The organism is Roseomonas sp. 18066 (assembly GCF_902706185.1).
Lineage (GTDB): Bacteria > Pseudomonadota > Alphaproteobacteria > Acetobacterales > Acetobacteraceae > Pseudoroseomonas.
The window spans coordinates 1-15,531 of sequence record NZ_CACSJM010000136.1 but is presented as its reverse complement, the minus strand read 5'-3'; the positions used below and the strand labels follow the sequence as shown (position 1 = coordinate 15,531).

Annotated in this window: 14 protein-coding genes; 10 read left to right on the top strand and 4 right to left on the bottom strand. The window is 74.0% G+C overall.

Annotated features, from left to right (window positions below; translation table 11 throughout):
- Positions 1-93 precede the first annotated feature (93 nt).
- From ftsY to GVN67_RS22705, 5 genes are all read left to right on the top strand, one after another.
- Positions 94-993, top strand: a complete 900-nt coding sequence (gene ftsY / locus GVN67_RS22725) for a signal recognition particle-docking protein FtsY (protein WP_235035427.1) — start codon at positions 94-96, stop codon at positions 991-993.
- Positions 994-1,179: 186 nt separating this feature from the next.
- Entirely contained in the window at positions 1,180-2,046 is an 867-nt protein-coding gene (locus GVN67_RS22720; protein WP_159999618.1) for an endonuclease/exonuclease/phosphatase family protein, read from the top strand.
- Positions 2,043-3,545, top strand: coding sequence for a phospholipase D family protein (locus tag GVN67_RS22715; RefSeq protein ID WP_159999617.1), 1,503 nt, complete (start codon positions 2,043-2,045; stop codon positions 3,543-3,545). Before GVN67_RS22720 ends, GVN67_RS22715 begins: the two co-directional genes overlap by 4 nt.
- A gap of 121 nt (positions 3,546-3,666) precedes the next feature.
- Positions 3,667-4,446: a creatininase family protein gene (locus tag GVN67_RS22710; protein ID WP_159999616.1), complete on the top strand. Its 780-nt coding sequence runs from the start codon at positions 3,667-3,669 to the stop codon at positions 4,444-4,446.
- 205 nt (positions 4,447-4,651) lie between these two features.
- A complete protein-coding gene (locus tag GVN67_RS22705) occupies positions 4,652-6,523 on the top strand; it encodes a sensor histidine kinase (protein ID WP_159999615.1) in 1,872 nt (623 codons plus the stop codon).
- 42 nt (positions 6,524-6,565) lie between these two features.
- On the opposite strand, the gene GVN67_RS22700 is transcribed toward GVN67_RS22705, so the two are convergent.
- Genes GVN67_RS22700 through GVN67_RS22685 form a run of 4 tightly spaced genes read right to left on the bottom strand, consistent with a single transcriptional unit; the run spans position 6,566 to position 10,201 of the window.
- Positions 6,566-6,955 carry a hypothetical protein gene (locus GVN67_RS22700; RefSeq protein ID WP_159999614.1) on the bottom strand — a complete coding sequence of 130 codons (390 nt, stop codon included), beginning with the start codon at positions 6,953-6,955 and terminating at the stop codon, positions 6,566-6,568.
- Between the two features lie 52 nt (positions 6,956-7,007).
- Entirely contained in the window at positions 7,008-7,445 is a 438-nt protein-coding gene (locus GVN67_RS22695; RefSeq protein WP_159999613.1) for a DNA polymerase III subunit chi, read from the bottom strand.
- A gap of 13 nt (positions 7,446-7,458) precedes the next feature.
- Positions 7,459-8,694, bottom strand: a complete 1,236-nt coding sequence (locus tag GVN67_RS22690; RefSeq protein WP_159999612.1) for a hypothetical protein — start codon at positions 8,692-8,694, stop codon at positions 7,459-7,461.
- Between the two features lie 25 nt (positions 8,695-8,719).
- Positions 8,720-10,201 (bottom strand): leucyl aminopeptidase, encoded by a 1,482-nt coding sequence (locus GVN67_RS22685; RefSeq protein WP_159999611.1) that lies wholly within the window; start codon positions 10,199-10,201, stop codon positions 8,720-8,722.
- Between the two features lie 88 nt (positions 10,202-10,289).
- On the opposite strand from GVN67_RS22685, the gene cysQ reads away from it, so the two are divergent.
- The 5 genes from cysQ to lptG all read left to right on the top strand — a co-directional run bounded on the left by cysQ (position 10,290) and on the right by lptG (position 15,231).
- Positions 10,290-11,051 (top strand): 3'(2'),5'-bisphosphate nucleotidase CysQ, encoded by a 762-nt coding sequence (gene cysQ, locus GVN67_RS22680; protein WP_159999610.1) that lies wholly within the window; start codon positions 10,290-10,292, stop codon positions 11,049-11,051.
- A 7-nt stretch (positions 11,052-11,058) separates the two neighbouring features.
- Entirely contained in the window at positions 11,059-12,027 is a 969-nt protein-coding gene (locus GVN67_RS22675) for an L-threonylcarbamoyladenylate synthase (protein ID WP_159999609.1), read from the top strand.
- A 58-nt stretch (positions 12,028-12,085) separates the two neighbouring features.
- A complete protein-coding gene (locus tag GVN67_RS22670) occupies positions 12,086-12,844 on the top strand; it encodes a trypsin-like peptidase domain-containing protein (protein ID WP_159999608.1) in 759 nt (252 codons plus the stop codon).
- A 135-nt stretch (positions 12,845-12,979) separates the two neighbouring features.
- Complete coding sequence (gene lptF / locus GVN67_RS22665) at positions 12,980-14,116, top strand: LPS export ABC transporter permease LptF (protein ID WP_159999607.1); 1,137 nt, start codon at positions 12,980-12,982, stop codon at positions 14,114-14,116.
- Positions 14,117-14,121: 5 nt separating this feature from the next.
- A complete protein-coding gene (gene lptG / locus GVN67_RS22660; RefSeq protein WP_159999606.1) occupies positions 14,122-15,231 on the top strand; it encodes an LPS export ABC transporter permease LptG in 1,110 nt (369 codons plus the stop codon).
- Positions 15,232-15,531 lie beyond the last annotated feature (300 nt).

Below are 15,531 nucleotides of genomic sequence, written 5' to 3'. Positions count from 1 at the left end.
CCGCTGGAAATCCCGCCGCCCTTCCGCGACGCGGCGCCCGCCGCGCCCGAGGCCGAGGCCGAGGAGCCCGCCCGTGGCGGCTTCTTCGCCCGGCTGCGCAGCGGGCTGCAGCGCTCCACCGCCAAGCTGACCGAGGGGCTGACCGGCCTCTTCACCAAGCGCAAGCTGGACGACGCGGCGCTGGAGGAGCTGGAGGAGGCGCTGATCACCGCCGATCTCGGCGTCGCCGCCGCCCAGCGCATCGTGCAGAACTTCCGGAAATCCCGCTTCGGCAAGGAAGTCACCGATGTCGAGGTGAAGGAGGCGCTGGCCGAGGAGATCGCCGCCATCCTGGCCCCGGTGGCGCTGCCGCTGGAGGTCGATGCCGGCAGGAAGCCGCATGTCGTGCTGGTGGTCGGCGTCAACGGCACCGGCAAGACCACGACCATCGCCAAGCTCGGCCAGCAATATGGCGAGCAGGGCCGCAAGGTCGCCTTCGTCGCCGGCGACACCTTCCGCGCCGCGGCGGTGGAGCAGCTGCAGATCTGGGGCGGCCGCACCGGCGCCCTGGTGCATGCGCCGGCCAAGCAGGGGGCGGATGCCGCCGGCCTGGCCTTCGACGCGCTGAAGGCGGCGCAGGCCGACGGCACCGAGGTGCTGCTGGTCGACACCGCCGGCCGCCTGCACAACAAGGCCGCCCTGATGGAGGAGCTGCGCAAGGTCATCCGCGTCATGCAGCGCGTCGACCCCTCCGCGCCGCATTCGGTGCTGCTGGTGCTGGACGCCACCACCGGCCAGAACGCCACCCAGCAATGCAAGGTCTTCGCGGAGCTGGTGAACGTGACGGGCCTGGTCGTCACCAAGCTGGACGGTTCGGCCAAGGGCGGCATCGTCGTGGCGCTCGCCCAGGAATTCGGCCTGCCCGTCCATGCCGTGGGCGTCGGCGAGAAAGCCGCGGATCTGCGCCCCTTCGACGCCCGCGACTTCGCCCGCTCGCTGCTCGGCCTGCAGTGAGAAACCGCGGCCCGCGGCCATGCCGCTGGCGCAACCCCGGGGTGCCGCCAGGCCGCGAGGCGCCGCGAAAGCTTGGAAACCCGCGCCCGGCCTCCTAGGTTCAAGGTATCGTGGCGCCATCGCCACGGCGAGCCAAAGGCGGAGCTGCCGCGTGTTGCTGCCGATCGACCTGCCCCGGATCCGAGCATGACCAGCGCCTCATCCCCCCCCCGCAAGGGAGCCGGGCCGAGCGGCGAGTTGGCGTCGCTGCGGCAGGCGCATGGCATCCCGGCGCTGCCCGCGGTGCCGACCGACCCGGTGGTCAGCGGCCCGGTCACCGTCGCCTCCTACAACGTCCATAAATGCGTCGGCACCGACCGCCGCTTTGACCCTGCGCGCATCGCCCAGGTCATCGGCGAGATCGCCCCCGACATCATCGCCATCCAGGAGGCCGACCGCCGCTTCGGCCGCCGCACCGGGCTGCTGGACACCGCCGCCCTGCAGGAAGCCGGGCTGACGCTGCTGCCGATCTCCAGCCTGCCGGACGGGCATGGCTGGCACGGCAATGCGCTCGCCGTCCGCGCCGGCACGCCGCTGTCGCTGCAGCGCATCGCGCTGCCCGGCGCCGAGCCGCGCGGCGCGGTGATCGCCGAGCTCGAGCTGCCGGCCGGCAAGCTGCGCGTCATCGCCGCGCATTTCGGCCTGCTGCGCCGCTGCCGCACCCGCCAGGGCGCCGCCATCCTGGAAGCCATCGGCCAGGGCGAGGCCATGCCGACGCTGATGATGGGCGACCTGAACGAATGGCGGCCGGGGCGGCGGTCCTCGCTGCGGGTGCTGGAAAGTTTCTTCGGCCCCGCCAGCTTCGGCCCCGCCAGCTTCCCGGCGCGGCTGCCGGTCTTCGCGCTGGACCGCATCCTGGGCTGGCCGCAGGGCGTGGTGCAGGAGGTGCGGGCGCATGACACGCCGCTGGCGCGCAAGGCCTCCGACCACCTGCCGCTGAAGGCCAAGCTGCTGCTGAACGCCCGCGCCCCGGCGCAAGCTGCCGCGCTGCCGGGTATCCAGGCCGCCGCATGACCAGCCGCCTGCTGGCGCCGCCCCCCTTCCCCATGGCGCCGATCCGCGCCGGCGCGCCACCCGCGCCCTCGAGGGCCGATGCCGTGGTCGAGATGCTGCTGCACGATGCCGAAGGCGCCGAGACCGCCACCAGCGGCGTCAGCCTGCTGCCCGGGGGCCTCGAGGCCTTCATGGTCCGCGCCGGCTCCGCCCGCGCCGCCGGCCGCACGCTGGACCTGCAATATTACCGCTGGTCGGACGACATCACCGGCGGCCTGCTGGCGCTGGAGGTGCTGCGCGCCGCCGACCGGGGCGTCCGCGTGCGGATGCTGCTGGATGACAGCTACGCGCTGGGCGTCGAGCGGCGCATCACCCTGCTCTCTGCCCATCCGCGCATCGAGGTGCGGCTGTTCAACACCGCACGGCTGCGCTGGCTGGGGCAGCTCGGGCTGGGGCTGGAATTCGCCCTCGGCGGCTGGCACCTGAACCACCGGATGCACAACAAGTCCTGGGTGGTGGACGGCAAGCTGGCGCTGGTCGGCGGCCGCAACATCGCCGACGCCTATTTCGACGCCTCGGGCGGCGAGTTCAATTTCCGCGACCTTGATCTGCTGATCGCCGGCCAGGCCGCCCGCCAGGCCCAGGACATTTTTGACAACTACTGGGCCAGCAGCCTGGCCAAGCCGGTCGAGAGCTTCGCCGGCACCCGCGGCGTCTGCACGGAGGCGTTGCAGGCATTCCGCGCCGAGCTCGAAGAGATCCCGGATTCGGGCAAGGCCAAGCCCTATATCCAGGCGCTGTCGCACAAGCGCCGCGTGCTGCTCGACCCCGGCAACCACCTGCTGCCGGCCGAGCAGACGGTGCGCATCCTGGCCGACCCGCCGGCCAAGGCGAAGGGCCGCGGCGTCGCCGGCACGCTCTACCCCGCCATCGAGGCGATGCTGCGCACCGCGACGCGCGAGGCGGTCCTCATCAGCCCGTATTTCGTCCCCGGCCGCGCCGGGCTGCGGCTGATCGGCCAGCTGCGCCGGCGCGGGGTGAAGGTCACCGTCATCACCAATTCGCTGGCCGCCACCGACGTGGTCGCGGTCCATGCCGGCTATGCGCGCTATCGCCCGCGGCTGCTGCGGCTCGGCGTCGAGCTGTTCGAGCTGAAGCGCAGCGGGGCGCATGGCAGCGGCGTCTTCGGGTCGCGCGGCGCCAGCCTGCACACCAAGGCGGTGATGGTGGATGGCGAGCAGGTCTTCGTCGGCTCCTTCAACCTCGACCCGCGCTCGGCCAATCTGAACACCGAGATGGGCGCCTTCGCCCGCCATCCCGGCCTGGCCCGCCAGCTGGAGCACGAGCGCAAGCGGCTGACCGACCCGCGCCGCAGCTTCAAGGTCAGCTACCTGGCCCGGCTGCGCCGCCTGGCCTGGACCGACGAGACGGGCACCATCCGCCACGAGCCGATCGCGCCGCTGGGCCGCCGGATCATGGCGCGGCTGGTCAGGTGGCTGCCCATCGAGGCGCAGCTCTAAAAAAGAATGGCGGGGTCCGGGGGGATACTATCCCCCCGGCGGGGTTCCAGGGGCAGCGCCCCTGGCCTGCCTGGTCTTTCTGCCCCAGCATTCTTCTCTTCAGACAAGGGAAGATGCCTCGATGAGTGTTCGCTGGGAAAAGCTCACCGCCCCGGAATTGCGCGCCCTGGCCGCGCAGGATGCGCTGGTGGTGTTGCCGGTCGCCGCGCTGGAGCAGCATGGCCCGCATCTGCCGGTCTGGACCGACAGCATGATCGGCCATGCCTGCTGCGTCCGCGCCGCCGAGCTGGCCGAGGGCGTGCCCGCCGTGGTGCTGCCGCCGATGTGGATGGGCATGTCGGAGCACCACCTGCCCTTCGGCGGCACCATCAGCCTGGACTACGCCACCTTCCACGCCGTGCTGCGCTGCGTCTGCCGCTCGCTGAAGGCGCAAGGGTTCCGCCGGCTGTTCCTGGTCAACAGCCATGGCGGCAACATCGACCCGATCGCCGTCGCGGCGCGCGAGCTCTGCCTGGAATTCGCCATGCCGGTGGTGGCCACCACCATCTTCAAGGTCTCGCCGGAGATCGGCCGCATCCTGGAGACCCAGCCCGGCGTGCAGCATGCCTGCGAGGCGGAGACCAGCTTCTGGCTGCACCTGCACCCGGCCGAGGTGCGGCAGGACCAGGTGGCGAATTCCCTGTCCGGCCCCGGCGTGCAGGTGGGCGAGGCCTTCACCCGCTTCTGGTCCTTCGCCGAGCGCGCGCCGGAGACCGGGGTGCGCGGCGACCCCCGCGCCGCGACCGCGGAGAAAGGCGAGAAGCTGCTGGCCGCGGTGGCCTGCGCCCTGGCCGAGGCGATGCGCGAGCCGCTGCTGTGGCGCGCCCCGCATGCGGTCTGGGACGGCGCCCCAACCCCCTGATATCAAGGGGTTTCAACCCAGCCTGGCCGCGGCGTTTCGGCGCCACGGCTTCGTAACGATCATCTCAATTTCAGAGAAATTGCACTTTCCGAAAAATAGAACTTGCTGGGACCAATTTGCCTGTGGCGGGATGCGCTGCGGCTCACCTTTTCGTGAGTCGCGCAGTGAAAGCACCCGCCACATGGCGCTCCGCAGCCCCCCGCTGTTGACCCTGGGTATCGCCGTCCTGCTCGGCGCCATGGCGCTGGCGCTGCTGCGCGCCGCCTCGGGCGACCATGTGCAGGAGCTGACCGCCGCCATGCTGCGGCACTCGGCCCAGGGCGCGCTGCAGCAGCTGGAGCAGCGGCTGCGGCAGGAGGTGGAGATCGCCGCCCTCGCCCTGCCGGAGACCGCGGCGGCGGAGAAGGACAAGCCCGCCAAGCTGGCCCCGGTGCCGCCCGGCCTGCTGCGCCAGCGCGGCTGGCTCGGGCTGCAGCGCGGCGACGGGGCGGGCATGTCCTGGCGCCAGGCCGCCCTGCCGGACCTGGCCTGGCCGGAGGATGCCGCCGGCCAGGCCCGCGCCCAGGGCTTCCAGCAGATGGTGATCAGCCCGCTGCGGGGGGCCACGGCCATGATGCCGGCGCATCTGCTGCTGCAGGCGCCGATGCCGGTGCAGCAGGGCGGCGACGTGCTGACCCTGGTGCTGCCGGCCGAGTTCCTGGCGCAGCGCCTGCGCGAGCAGCCGCTGCCGGCCGGGCTGCGGCTGCGCCTGATGGACCGCGACGGCGCCGAGATCGCCCGCCGCGCCGCGGCCGGCGAGACGGGCGGCGCCGGGGCCGCGGCACCCTGGCTGTCCGGCGAGATCCAGGGGCTGCAGCTGGCCGCCGAGCTCGCCGGCCCGGCGCCGGACTGGCTGCCGCAGCCGTCGCGGCTGACGCTGGCCATGGGGCTGGCGCTGGGCCTGGCGCTGATCGTGGTCTGCATCCTCGGCTACAAGACGCGGCGCGGCCGGGCGGCGCAGCGGCTGCTGGCCACCGCTTTGGCCGAGGCCGAGGCCGAGCGGCGCCTGTCCGACATCGCCGCCAACCTGCCCGGCGCCATCTACCGCCTGCTGCGCGGCGCCGATGGCGTGGTCACCTGCACCTATATGAGCGAGGGCGTGAACCTGCTGCTGGCCGAGCCCGCCGGCAGCTCCCCCCGCCACTCGCTGATGCGCGGCCTGACGCCGGAAAGCCGCGGCAAGCTGGACGCGGCGCTGAAGCATTCGGCCGAGACGCTGCAGCCGATGCTGGTCGAGGGCGATGTCATGGCCGCCGATGGCCGCCGCTTGTGGCTGCGCAGCATGGCCAGCGTGCATCCGATGCCCGATGGCGGCATGCTGTGGGACGGGGTGCTGCTGGACAGCACCGAGCAGCGCCTGGCCGAGGAACGCGCCACCCTGCTGGCGCGCGAGGTCGACCACCGCGCCAAGAACATCATGGCCGTGGTGCGCTCGCTGCTGCTGCTGACGCCGCGCGACGTGCCGCCGGCGGAATTCGTGGCCAACCTGGACGGCAGGCTTTGCGCCCTGGCCCGGGCGCATGACCTGCTGGCCGGCCAGGGCTGGGCCGGCGCGGAGCTGGAGCAGGTGGTGCAGCGGGAGCTCGCCACCTACGACCAGATCGCCGGCCACGCGCAGATCTCCTGGGCCGGGCCCACCGCGCGGCTGGCCCCGGGCAGCGTGCAGCCGGTGGAGATGATCCTGCACGAGCTGTCGACCAATGCCGCCAAGCATGGCGCGCTGTCGCGGCCGGGCGGGGTGGTGGAGCTGCGCTGGGCGGCGGCGCCGCAGGGCGGGCTGCTGATCGACTGGCGCGAGAGCGGCGGCCCGACCGTGCAGGGCGAGCCCGGCCGGCACGGCTTCGGCTTCCGCCTGATCCACACCCTGGCGCGGCACCAGCTGGCCGGCGGCGCGACCTTCCTGTGGTCGGCCGAGGGGCTGCAATGCCGCATCCGCCTGGGCGCCAAGAGCGTGGCCGGGGTGGAGGCGACCCCCGCCCCCGCCACCGCCGACCCGCCGCTGGACATCCCGGCGCCGCCGGTGGCGCGGCAGGCGTGAGAAAGGGGCGGGGCTCAAGGGAAGCTGGCCTGGCCTGGCGGATCAGCCGGCCGGCAGGTCCAGGCCGTTCGGCAGCGAGATCCATATGACGGTCTGCGCCTCCGGGGAATGGCGCGACAGATGGCCTTTGCCATGCGTGTCCTCCAGCAGCACGAAGCTGCCGGCGGCGACGTGGCGCACCTGCCCGTCGCTGGTCTCGTAGTCGACCGCGCCGTCCAGCCGAACCGTCAGCACCTTGTCCGGCACCCGGTGCCAGGCAACCTCGCGCATGCCCGCCGGGATGCGGGTGATGCGGATGCGCGACGCCGGATAGCTGGCCGTGACCTCGAAAGGCATGGCGTCGGGATGCACGGAGCGCCTGGCCGTCGGCAGCTCGACCTCGTCGAAATGCGACTCGCCATCCGACGTGGCGTAGATGCGCAGGCATTTCATCGCAAATGCTTCCCTCCGGGCGCGACCCTGGGCCGGGCACGCTGTCCAGCCCTCAGGCCTTCTTCTCCCAGCCGCGCGCGCCCTGCTGCCAATAGGTCAGCGTGTGGCCGGCCGCCTTGGCGGCGGTCCAGCGGGCGCGGGCGGCATGGACGGCCTGGTCGTCCTGGCCGTCGAACAGGTCGAAGACGCGGTCATACTCCGCCAGCTTCGCGCTGTCGGCGCCATCGACCAGGAACAGGAACTTCGCGCCGTTGGGCGCCGTGTCGTCCAGGGTCAGGAAGATCGGCTGCATCGCCGGCTCGGCGGTGCCATGCGGCAGCCAGTCAGGGTCGGGGCAGAGCCAGAGCGAGGCGTCCAGGCTGGCCAGGCGCGCCGCCTCGCTCAGCCGCACCACGGCGCGGCCGCCGGTGCCCAGCACCCGGCCCAGCAGCTTCGGCAGGGCGGCTTCCATCGGCGTCCGGGTCAGGTGGTAGAAGCCGATCTCGCTCATCCGCCATGCCCCCTCAAACGCGATGCGGGTCCTCGAAGCGCTGCCGGGCCAGCCGGTCCAGCAGCCGCACGCCGAAGCCGCCGGCCGCGTGACCGCTCATGTGACGGGCATGCGCCGCGCTGTCCAGCGCCCCGCTGTCCAGGGCCCCGCTGCCAAACGCCAGATCGAGCAGCGCCCAGGGCGCCTCGCCCATCACCTGGCCGAGGAAGCCGGCGGCGCGGCCGGCCTCGCCGGGGCCGGGGCCGGCGGGCAGCGACGAGCCGATCGGCGGCAGCGGCCACAGCGCCTCGCCCGTGGCCACGCCGGCCGCGGCCAGGGCGGCCTCCAGCGGCGGGTCGGCGCCGAACAGCGCGGCGCCCTCGCCCAGCGCCGCGCCGGCGCCCTCGGTCAGCCGCGCCAGCCCGACCAGGGCGCCGGGGCGGAAGGCGCGGTCGGCATAGGCCATGGCCTCGGCCATGGCGAGCTGGGCCGGGAAGGCCACAGCCTCCGGCGGCAGCGACAGCCCGCCGAGCAGCGCCACCGGCGCGCCGGGCCGCGAGTCGCCGGGCGCGCAGAGCGCCAGCACCGCCGCCGCCGGCGCCGCGCTGTCGCGCAGCGCCAGCGCCAGCAGCGCCCCGGCGCAGGCCGCCGCCCCGGCCATGCCGGCGGCCCCCGCCCCGGCCAGCCCGACGCCGGCGAAGACCAGCGGCGGCGCCGCGATCCGCCCGGCCCAGCGCATCACCACCAGCCGCGGCGCCGCGGCGCCGGAGGCCGCCAGCAGCCCGCCGAACCCCGCCGCCTGCAGCCGCCGCCGCTTCAGCCGCTGCACCGCGATGCCCTGCGCCTGCAGCCCGCGCAGCCGGCGGGCGACGGCGCGCGGGGCGGCGGCGTCCATGCCGTCCAGGCTGCGGGCCAAAGCGACGCCGCGGCGCACCGCCAGCGCGTCCTGCAGCAGCGGCCGCAGGGCGGCGACCGCCGGGTGCCACAGCTCGACCACCGCGCCGGGCGGCGCCGCCAGGGCCAGGCAGAGAGAAAGCTCGGCGGCTTCCGCGGCGCGCAGCAGCCGGGCGTCGAGCAGCACGCGGCCGCCTTCCGCCGGCAGCAGCGCCCAGGCGGCGCGGCCGAGCGTCGGCCAGTCGCGGCCCGGCAGCTCGACCACGCCGTCGACCACCGCGACCCGGGCGTGGAAGGGGGCCTCGGGGAAGGCGCGCAGCCGCGGCCGGGCGAGCGCCCGCGGCGACGGCGCCGGGCGCAGCCGGATCAGTCCCATGGCCAGGACCCTGGAGGGCGGCGGCTCAGCCCTCGTAATGCTCGGCCACCAGCCGGTCGAGCAGGCGCACGCCATAGGCGGTGGCGCCCTTCGGCGTGATGGCGCTGTCCTTGGTGGCCCAGGCGGTGCCGGCGATGTCCAGATGCGCCCAGGGCACCGGGCCCTCGCTGGTGTCGACGAAGCGCTGGATGAACTGCGCCGCGGTGATCGACCCGCCGGGCCGGCCGCCGCCGACATTCTTCATGTCGGCGATGTCGGACTTGATCTGCTTGTCATAGGCCTCGCCCAGCGGCATGCGCCAGACCGCCTCGCCGGTGGCGGCGCCGGCCGCGGCGAGCTGCTGCGCCAGCGTGTCGTCATTGGCGAAGAGCCCGGCATGCTCATGGCCGAGCGCCACGATGATGGCGCCGGTCAGCGTCGCCAGGTCGATCATGAAGCGCGGCTTGAAGCGCTGGCGGGCGTACCAGAGCACGTCGGCCAGCACGAGCCGGCCCTCGGCATCGGTGTTGATGATCTCGATGGTCTGGCCGGAATAGGACTTCACCACGTCGCCCGGGCGCTGCGCGGTGCCGGACGGCATGTTCTCCACCAGCCCGACCAGGCCGACCACGTCGACGCGGGCCTTGCGCCCGGCGAGCGCGGCCATCAGCCCGATCACCGTGCCGGCGCCGGCCATGTCGAACTTCATGTCCTCCATGCCGCCGGCCGGCTTGATCGAGATGCCGCCGGTGTCGAAGGTGACACCCTTGCCGATGAAGGCGACCGGGGCGGCGGTGCTGCCGGGGGCCGCGCCCTTCCACTGCATCACCACCACGCGCGGCGCCCGGGCGCTGCCCTGCGAGACGCCGAGCAGCGCGCCGAAGCCGAGCTTCTCCAATTCGGCCTGACCAAGGATTTCCACCGAGACGCCGAGCTTTTCCAGCCCCTTGCAGCGCTCGGCCATCTCCTCGGGGAACAGGACGTTGGGCGGCTCGCTGACCAGGTCGCGCGTCAGGAAAACGCCGTCGGCGATGGCGTCCAGCGGCTGCCAGGCGGCGCGGGCGGCCTCGACCTCGGCGGTGGCCAGCGACAGGCGGACCAGCTTCGGCTTGTCCTCGGCCGTCTCCTTGGTGCGGTAGCGGTCGAAGCGGTAGCTGCGCAGCCGGGCGCCGGCGGCGAAAGCGGCGACCAGGGCCGCGGCCAGCCCGTCGGTGGCGACGAAGGCCTCGGGCTCGCCGGCGATCAGCGGCAGCGCGTTGCCGCCCGCCGTCTCCAGGCTGCGGGCATCGGCGGTGGCGCCGAGGCCGACGGCCACCACCTTCGACAGATGCGCGCCCGGCGACCACAGCGTGCAGCTCTGCCCCTTCTTGCCCTTGAAGCCGGCGGCGGCCAGGCCCCGGGCGATGGCGCCCTGGCAGGCCGCATCCGCCTCCTGGGCGATGCCGGCCAGGGCGAACCCCTCGGCCAGCGGCAGCACCAGCGCGCCCGCCCGCGGCAGGGAGGGGGAGACGAAGAGGAAATCGGTCATGCGCGGGCTCCGTCGGCGGCTGGATCGATGACGATAGCACCGCGCCGCCATCGCGCCAGGGGCGCGGCTTCGTGCTATGGGAACGAGGATGAACGACGCCGAACTCCTTGCCCTTGCGGCGCGGCTGGCCCAGAGCGCCGCCGCCGCCATCCTCACCATCCGCGACGCCGGCTTCGCCGTGGAGCGCAAGGAGGATCTCAGCCCGGTCACCGCCGCCGACCGCCTGGCCGAGGCGATCATCACCGAGGGGCTGCGCCAGGCCGCGCCCGAGATCCCGGTGGTGGGCGAGGAGGCGGTCTCCGACGGCGCCGAGCTGGCCGCCAGCCCGCGCTACTGGCTGGTCGACCCGCTGGACGGCACCCGCGAATTCGCCGCCGGCCGGGCGGAGTTCACGGTCAATATCGGCCTGATCGTCGATGGCCGGCCGCGGCTCGGCGCGGTCGCCCTGCCGGCCTATGGCGAGCTCTTCACCGGCATCGTCGGTGTCGGCGCCTGGAAGCAGGATGCCGCCGGCCATCGCCGGATCCAGGCCCGCCGGGTGCCGGAGGAAGGCCTGACCGTCATGGCCAGCCGGCATTATTCCGACGACCCGCGCCTGCCGGAATTCCTGGCGGGGAAGAAGGTGCAGCGCATCGTCCAGATCGGCTCGGCCACCAAGTTCTGCCGGCTGGCCGAGGGCGTCGCCGACGTCTATCCGCGCTTCGGCCGCACCATGGAATGGGACACCGCCGCGCCGGAGGCCGTGCTGGTCGCCGCCGGCGGCCGCATCACCAATTTCGACGGCTCGCCGGTCGGCTACGGCAAGCCCGGCTGGGAGAACCTGCCCTTCGTTTGCCACGGGGCGGAGTGAGCCCCGGGTGACCGAGCGTCTTTCCGCCGATCAGCTCGGGCGCGCGGCCGAGATGCTGCGCGCCGGCCGCCTCGTCGCCTTCCCGACCGAGACGGTCTATGGGCTGGGCGGCGCCTCGCGCGACGCCCAGGCGGTGGCCGGCATCTTCGCCGCCAAAGGCCGCCCCAGCTTCAACCCGCTGATCAGCCACTTCCCCGATGCCGAGGCCGCCTTCGCCGAGGCCGTGGCCGACGACCGCGCCCGCGCCGTGGCCCGCGCCTTCTGGCCCGGGCCGCTGACCCTGGTCCTGCCGCGCGCCGCCGACAGCCGCATCGCGCTGCTGGCCTCCGCCGGGCTGCCCAGCCTGGCGCTGCGCGTCCCCGCCCATCCGATGGCGCAGGCGCTGCTGCGCGCCGCCGGGCAGCCGATCGCGGCGCCCTCGGCCAACCGATCGGGCGGCGTGTCGCCGACCACAGCCGACCACGTGCTGGACGGGCTCTCGGGCCAGATCGACGCCGTGCTGGATGGCGGCCCCTGCGCCGTCGGGCTGGAGAGCACGGTGCTCGACCTGACCGGCCCGGTCCCGCTGCTGCTGCGCCCCGGCGGCATCCCCGAGGCCGAATTGGAAAAGCTGCTCGGCCCGATCGGCCGCGCCGCCCCGGCGGGGTCGGAAGACGAGGCCCGCCCGGCGCCGGGGATGCTCAGCTCGCATTACGCCCCCTCCCTGCCGGTGCGGCTGGAGGCGACCACGGTCGCGCCGGACGAGGCGCTGCTCGCCTTCGGCCCCGCGCTGCCCGGGGCCGGAGCCACCTGGCAGCTCAGCGAATCGGGCGATGTGGTGCAGGCCGCGGCCCGGCTTTTCGCCGGGCTGCGGGAATTGGATGCCGAGGGCCGGCGCCTGGGCCTCGCCGCCATCGCCGTGCAGCCGGTGCCGATGGCAGGCCTGGGGGCGGCCATCAACGACCGCCTGTCGCGCGCCGCCGCGCCGCGGGGGTAGCCGCCCCCCCCGGTTGCCCCCCCTGTCGGGGAAAGTCGCGCGGGGCTATCCTGCCGCGATGGCCGCGCTCTCTCTTCTGCTGCGGCCGGCTGCCCTGCTCCTGCTGCCGCTGCTCGCCGGCTGCGCCGGCTCGGCCCCGCCGGCCGACCGCCCCTTTGCCGAGACCGCCGCCGAGACGGTGGCCGCCCGCGCCCCCGCGCCGCATGCCGCCGCCGTGCTGGCCGGGCTGCGCAGCGAGCTCGGCCCCAGTTGCTTCGCCACCGGCGCCGCCATCCATCTGGGCCAGGGCCGCTTCCTGACCGCCGCCCATCTGCTGGATGGCAGCCAGGGCATGATGCGCCGCTGCCCCGGCCTCGACACCAGCCTGGGCAAGCCGGCGCGGCTCAACTTCCAGGGCCGCGACCAGCTGGCCCGGCTGATCCGGCTGGGGCGGGCCGACCTGCGCTTCGGCCTGGGCACCTATTATGTCGGCGGCCGCGACCTGGCGCTGCTGCAGCTGGACACCCCGCCGCGTGGCGCGGCCGCCCTGCCGCTCTGCGCCGCCGGCCCCCGCCCGGGCGAGCGGGTGCTGGTGCTGACCCCCTATCGCGAGCAGCTGGCCGAGATCAGCGGGCTGATGCGCGAGGACAACCCGCTGCACGGCGGCTATGCCGAGATGACCCTGCGGCTGGAGGCCGGCGAATCCGGCGGCGCCGTGCTCGATGCCGGGGCCAGCTGCCTGGTCGGGCTGGTCAGCCACCGCCAGGAGGGCCCGCCCGGCGAGCGCACCCGCATCGTCCCCGCCCCCGTCCTCGAGGCATTTTTGTTAGGGCAGTGATCCGTTGGATCACTGCGGGTGTCCGGGTTTCAGCCTGAAACCTGCGCCCTGCTTGGCGCTCTCGCCTGCCCGGCCTACATCACCCCGGACCACCCCCGCCTGCGGCCTGCCGACCCAGAGGTGTTTCGCATCCCGATGACCCGTCTCGACCGCTACCTGTTCCGCCAGCTCGGCGTCGGCCTGCTGGCCGTGACCATCGGCCTGGCCGCCCTGGTCTGGCTGACGCAGAGCCTGCGCTTCATCGAGCTGGTGCTGGACCGCGGCCTGTCGCTCGCGGTCTTCGTCGAGCTGACCGGGCTGCTGCTGCCGAGCTTCTTCGCCGTCATCCTGCCGATCACCACCTTCGTCGTGGTGCTGTTCAGCTATGTCCGGCTGAATGGCGACCGCGAGCTGGTGGTGATGCGCGCCGCCGGCCTGTCGGACTGGCAGCTGTCCCGCCCGGCGCTGCTGCTGGCGACCCTGGCCACCGGCTTCTGCCTGTTCCTGCAGCTGTGGCTGGTCCCCGTCAGCCATGCCGCCTTCCGCGCCTGGCAATTCGAGATCCGCAACGAGATGGCGGCGATCCTGGTGCAGGAAGGCGTCTTCAGCAGCCTGGGCGACGAGCTGACGGTCTATGCCCGCCGGCGGGAGGCCGATGGCACGCTGCGCGGCATCCTGGTGCACGACACGCGGGAGGCCGGCGCGCCGGTCACCATCATGGCCGAGGAAGGCCGGCTGGTGGCCACGCCGAACGGCCCGCGCGTCATCCTGCTGAACGGCGTCCGCCAGCAGATGGACCCGGCCACCGAGCACCGCCCGGCCCGGCTCTCCGTGCTGAGCTTCGCCGAGAACAGCGTCGACCTGGCCAGCTCCTCGCGCAGCCCGGTCGACGGCGCCCGCAACCGCGACTCGCGGGAACGCTTCGTCGACGAGCTGCTGCACCCCGACCCGGCCGAGAACCTGCCCGACCGCGACATCCGCAAGTTCCGCGCCGAGGGCCACCAGCGCCTGGCCTCGCCCTTCACCGCCCTGGCCTTCGCCATGGTCGGGCTGGCCACCGCCCTGTCCAGCGGCTTCCGCCGGCATGGCGACTGGCGCCCGGGCGCGGTCGGCGTCGCCCTCGTCGTCACCCTGCTGGCCATCGGCCTGTCGATCGGCAACCTGGCGGCGCGCGACAACAAGTTCATCCCGCTGATCTGGATCCACGCCCTCGGCCCCTGCCTGGTCTCGGCCTGGGTGCTGTTCGGCAGCCCCGGGCTGCCACGGCGCCGCCCCGGCACGGCGGAGGGCTGAGCGCCATGACCTTCTCCTGGACGCTGACCACCTATATCGCCCGCCGCTTCGCCAGCATGGCCCTGGCCATGACCCTGGCGCTGGCCAGCCTGGTCGCGCTGTTCGACTTCATCGAGCTGCTGCGCCGAGCGGCGACGCGGGCGGATGCCGGCTTCGGCCTGGTCGCCTCCATCGCCGGGCTGCGGCTGCCCTTCGTGGTGCTGCAGATCCTGCCCTTCGCCGTGCTGCTGGGCGGCATCATCGCCTTCTGGCGGCTGGCCCGCGGTTCCGAGCTGGTGGTGGCGCGCGCCGCCGGCGTCTCGGTCTGGTCCTTCCTGATGGGGCCGGTGGCGGTGGCGCTGTGCCTCGGCACCCTGGCCATCACCGTCGTCTCCCCGCTCTCGGCCGCCATGCTGGCCCGCGCCGAGCGGCTGGACGCCACCTACCTGCGCAACGCCACCGGCCTGTCGTCGCTGGCCGGCGGCCGGCTGTGGCTGCGCCAGGCCGACACGGCGCTGGAGCCGAATGGCATCGCCATCCTGGCCGGCGTGCCCGAGGTCGGCCGCGACGGCTTCCTGCTCCGGAATGTCTCGGTCTGGCGCCTGTCGGCGGCGGACAAGCCGCTGGCCCGCGTCGAGGCGCCCCGCGCGCGGCTGGCCGACGGCGCCTGGAACCTGGAGGCGGCGGTGACCTTCGGCGCCAACCGCCAGCCCTCCCCCCCCACGGCGCTGCGCCTGCCGACGCCGCTGACCCGCGACCGCATCGAGGAAACCTTCGCCAGCCCCGACACCCTGTCCTTCTGGGCGCTGCCGAGCTTCATCGCCGTGCTGGAGAGCAGCGGCTTCTCCGCCATGCGCCACCGGCTGCACTACCACTCGCTGCTGTCGCTGCCGCTGCTGACCGCGGCCATGGCGCTGCTGGCCGCCGGCTTCTCGATGCGGCAATCGCGCCGCGGCGGCGTGGCGCAGATGATCGGCGCCGGCATCGCCGCCGGATTCGCGCTGTTCCTGCTGGACAAGGTGGCCGAGGAATTCGGCCAGGCCGGCACCCTGCCGGTGGCGCTGGCCGCCTGGGCGCCCTCGGTCGCCGGGCTGCTGCTGGCGCTGACCCTGCTGCTCTATCTCGAGGACGGCTGAGCATCGTGATCGGCCCCGGGGCGGGGCCGTCTTTTCAAGCCTCTCGCCGCGCCGCGCCAATGCGGCTATGGAAGCGGCATGGACCGAGCCATGCGTGACGCCGGCAACCGCCGGGCAGCGAGAGGGATTGCCGCCAGGATGGAGCCTGCCTCCCCGCCGGATGCCCGCCGTCCGTGGCGCGGCCTGCTGCTGGGGGGCACCGCCCTGCTGGCCGCCAGCCTGCCGGCCGCGCTCGGGCGCGCCCAGGAAAGCCCCGCCGCCGCGACATTCGCCGCGACTCCGGCGCCGGCCAGCGCCCCC

Bases quoted from the DNA above. Each gene is read 5' to 3' on its own strand.
- lptG (WP_159999606.1), top strand. From the start codon at position 14,122: ATGACCTTCTCCTGGACGCTGACCACCTATATCGCCCGCCGCTTCGCC.
- GVN67_RS22685 (WP_159999611.1), bottom strand. From the start codon at position 10,201: ATGACCGATTTCCTCTTCGTCTCCCCCTCCCTGCCGCGGGCGGGCGCG.
- GVN67_RS22700 (WP_159999614.1), bottom strand. From the start codon at position 6,955: ATGAAATGCCTGCGCATCTACGCCACGTCGGATGGCGAGTCGCATTTC.
- GVN67_RS22670 (WP_159999608.1), top strand. From the start codon at position 12,086: ATGGCCGCGCTCTCTCTTCTGCTGCGGCCGGCTGCCCTGCTCCTGCTG.
- GVN67_RS22690 (WP_159999612.1), bottom strand. From the start codon at position 8,694: ATGGGACTGATCCGGCTGCGCCCGGCGCCGTCGCCGCGGGCGCTCGCC.
- GVN67_RS22715 (WP_159999617.1), top strand. From the start codon at position 2,043: ATGACCAGCCGCCTGCTGGCGCCGCCCCCCTTCCCCATGGCGCCGATC.
- GVN67_RS22695 (WP_159999613.1), bottom strand. From the start codon at position 7,445: ATGAGCGAGATCGGCTTCTACCACCTGACCCGGACGCCGATGGAAGCC.
- GVN67_RS22710 (WP_159999616.1), top strand. From the start codon at position 3,667: ATGAGTGTTCGCTGGGAAAAGCTCACCGCCCCGGAATTGCGCGCCCTG.
- cysQ (WP_159999610.1), top strand. From the start codon at position 10,290: ATGAACGACGCCGAACTCCTTGCCCTTGCGGCGCGGCTGGCCCAGAGC.
- GVN67_RS22720 (WP_159999618.1), top strand. From the start codon at position 1,180: ATGACCAGCGCCTCATCCCCCCCCCGCAAGGGAGCCGGGCCGAGCGGC.
- lptF (WP_159999607.1), top strand. From the start codon at position 12,980: ATGACCCGTCTCGACCGCTACCTGTTCCGCCAGCTCGGCGTCGGCCTG.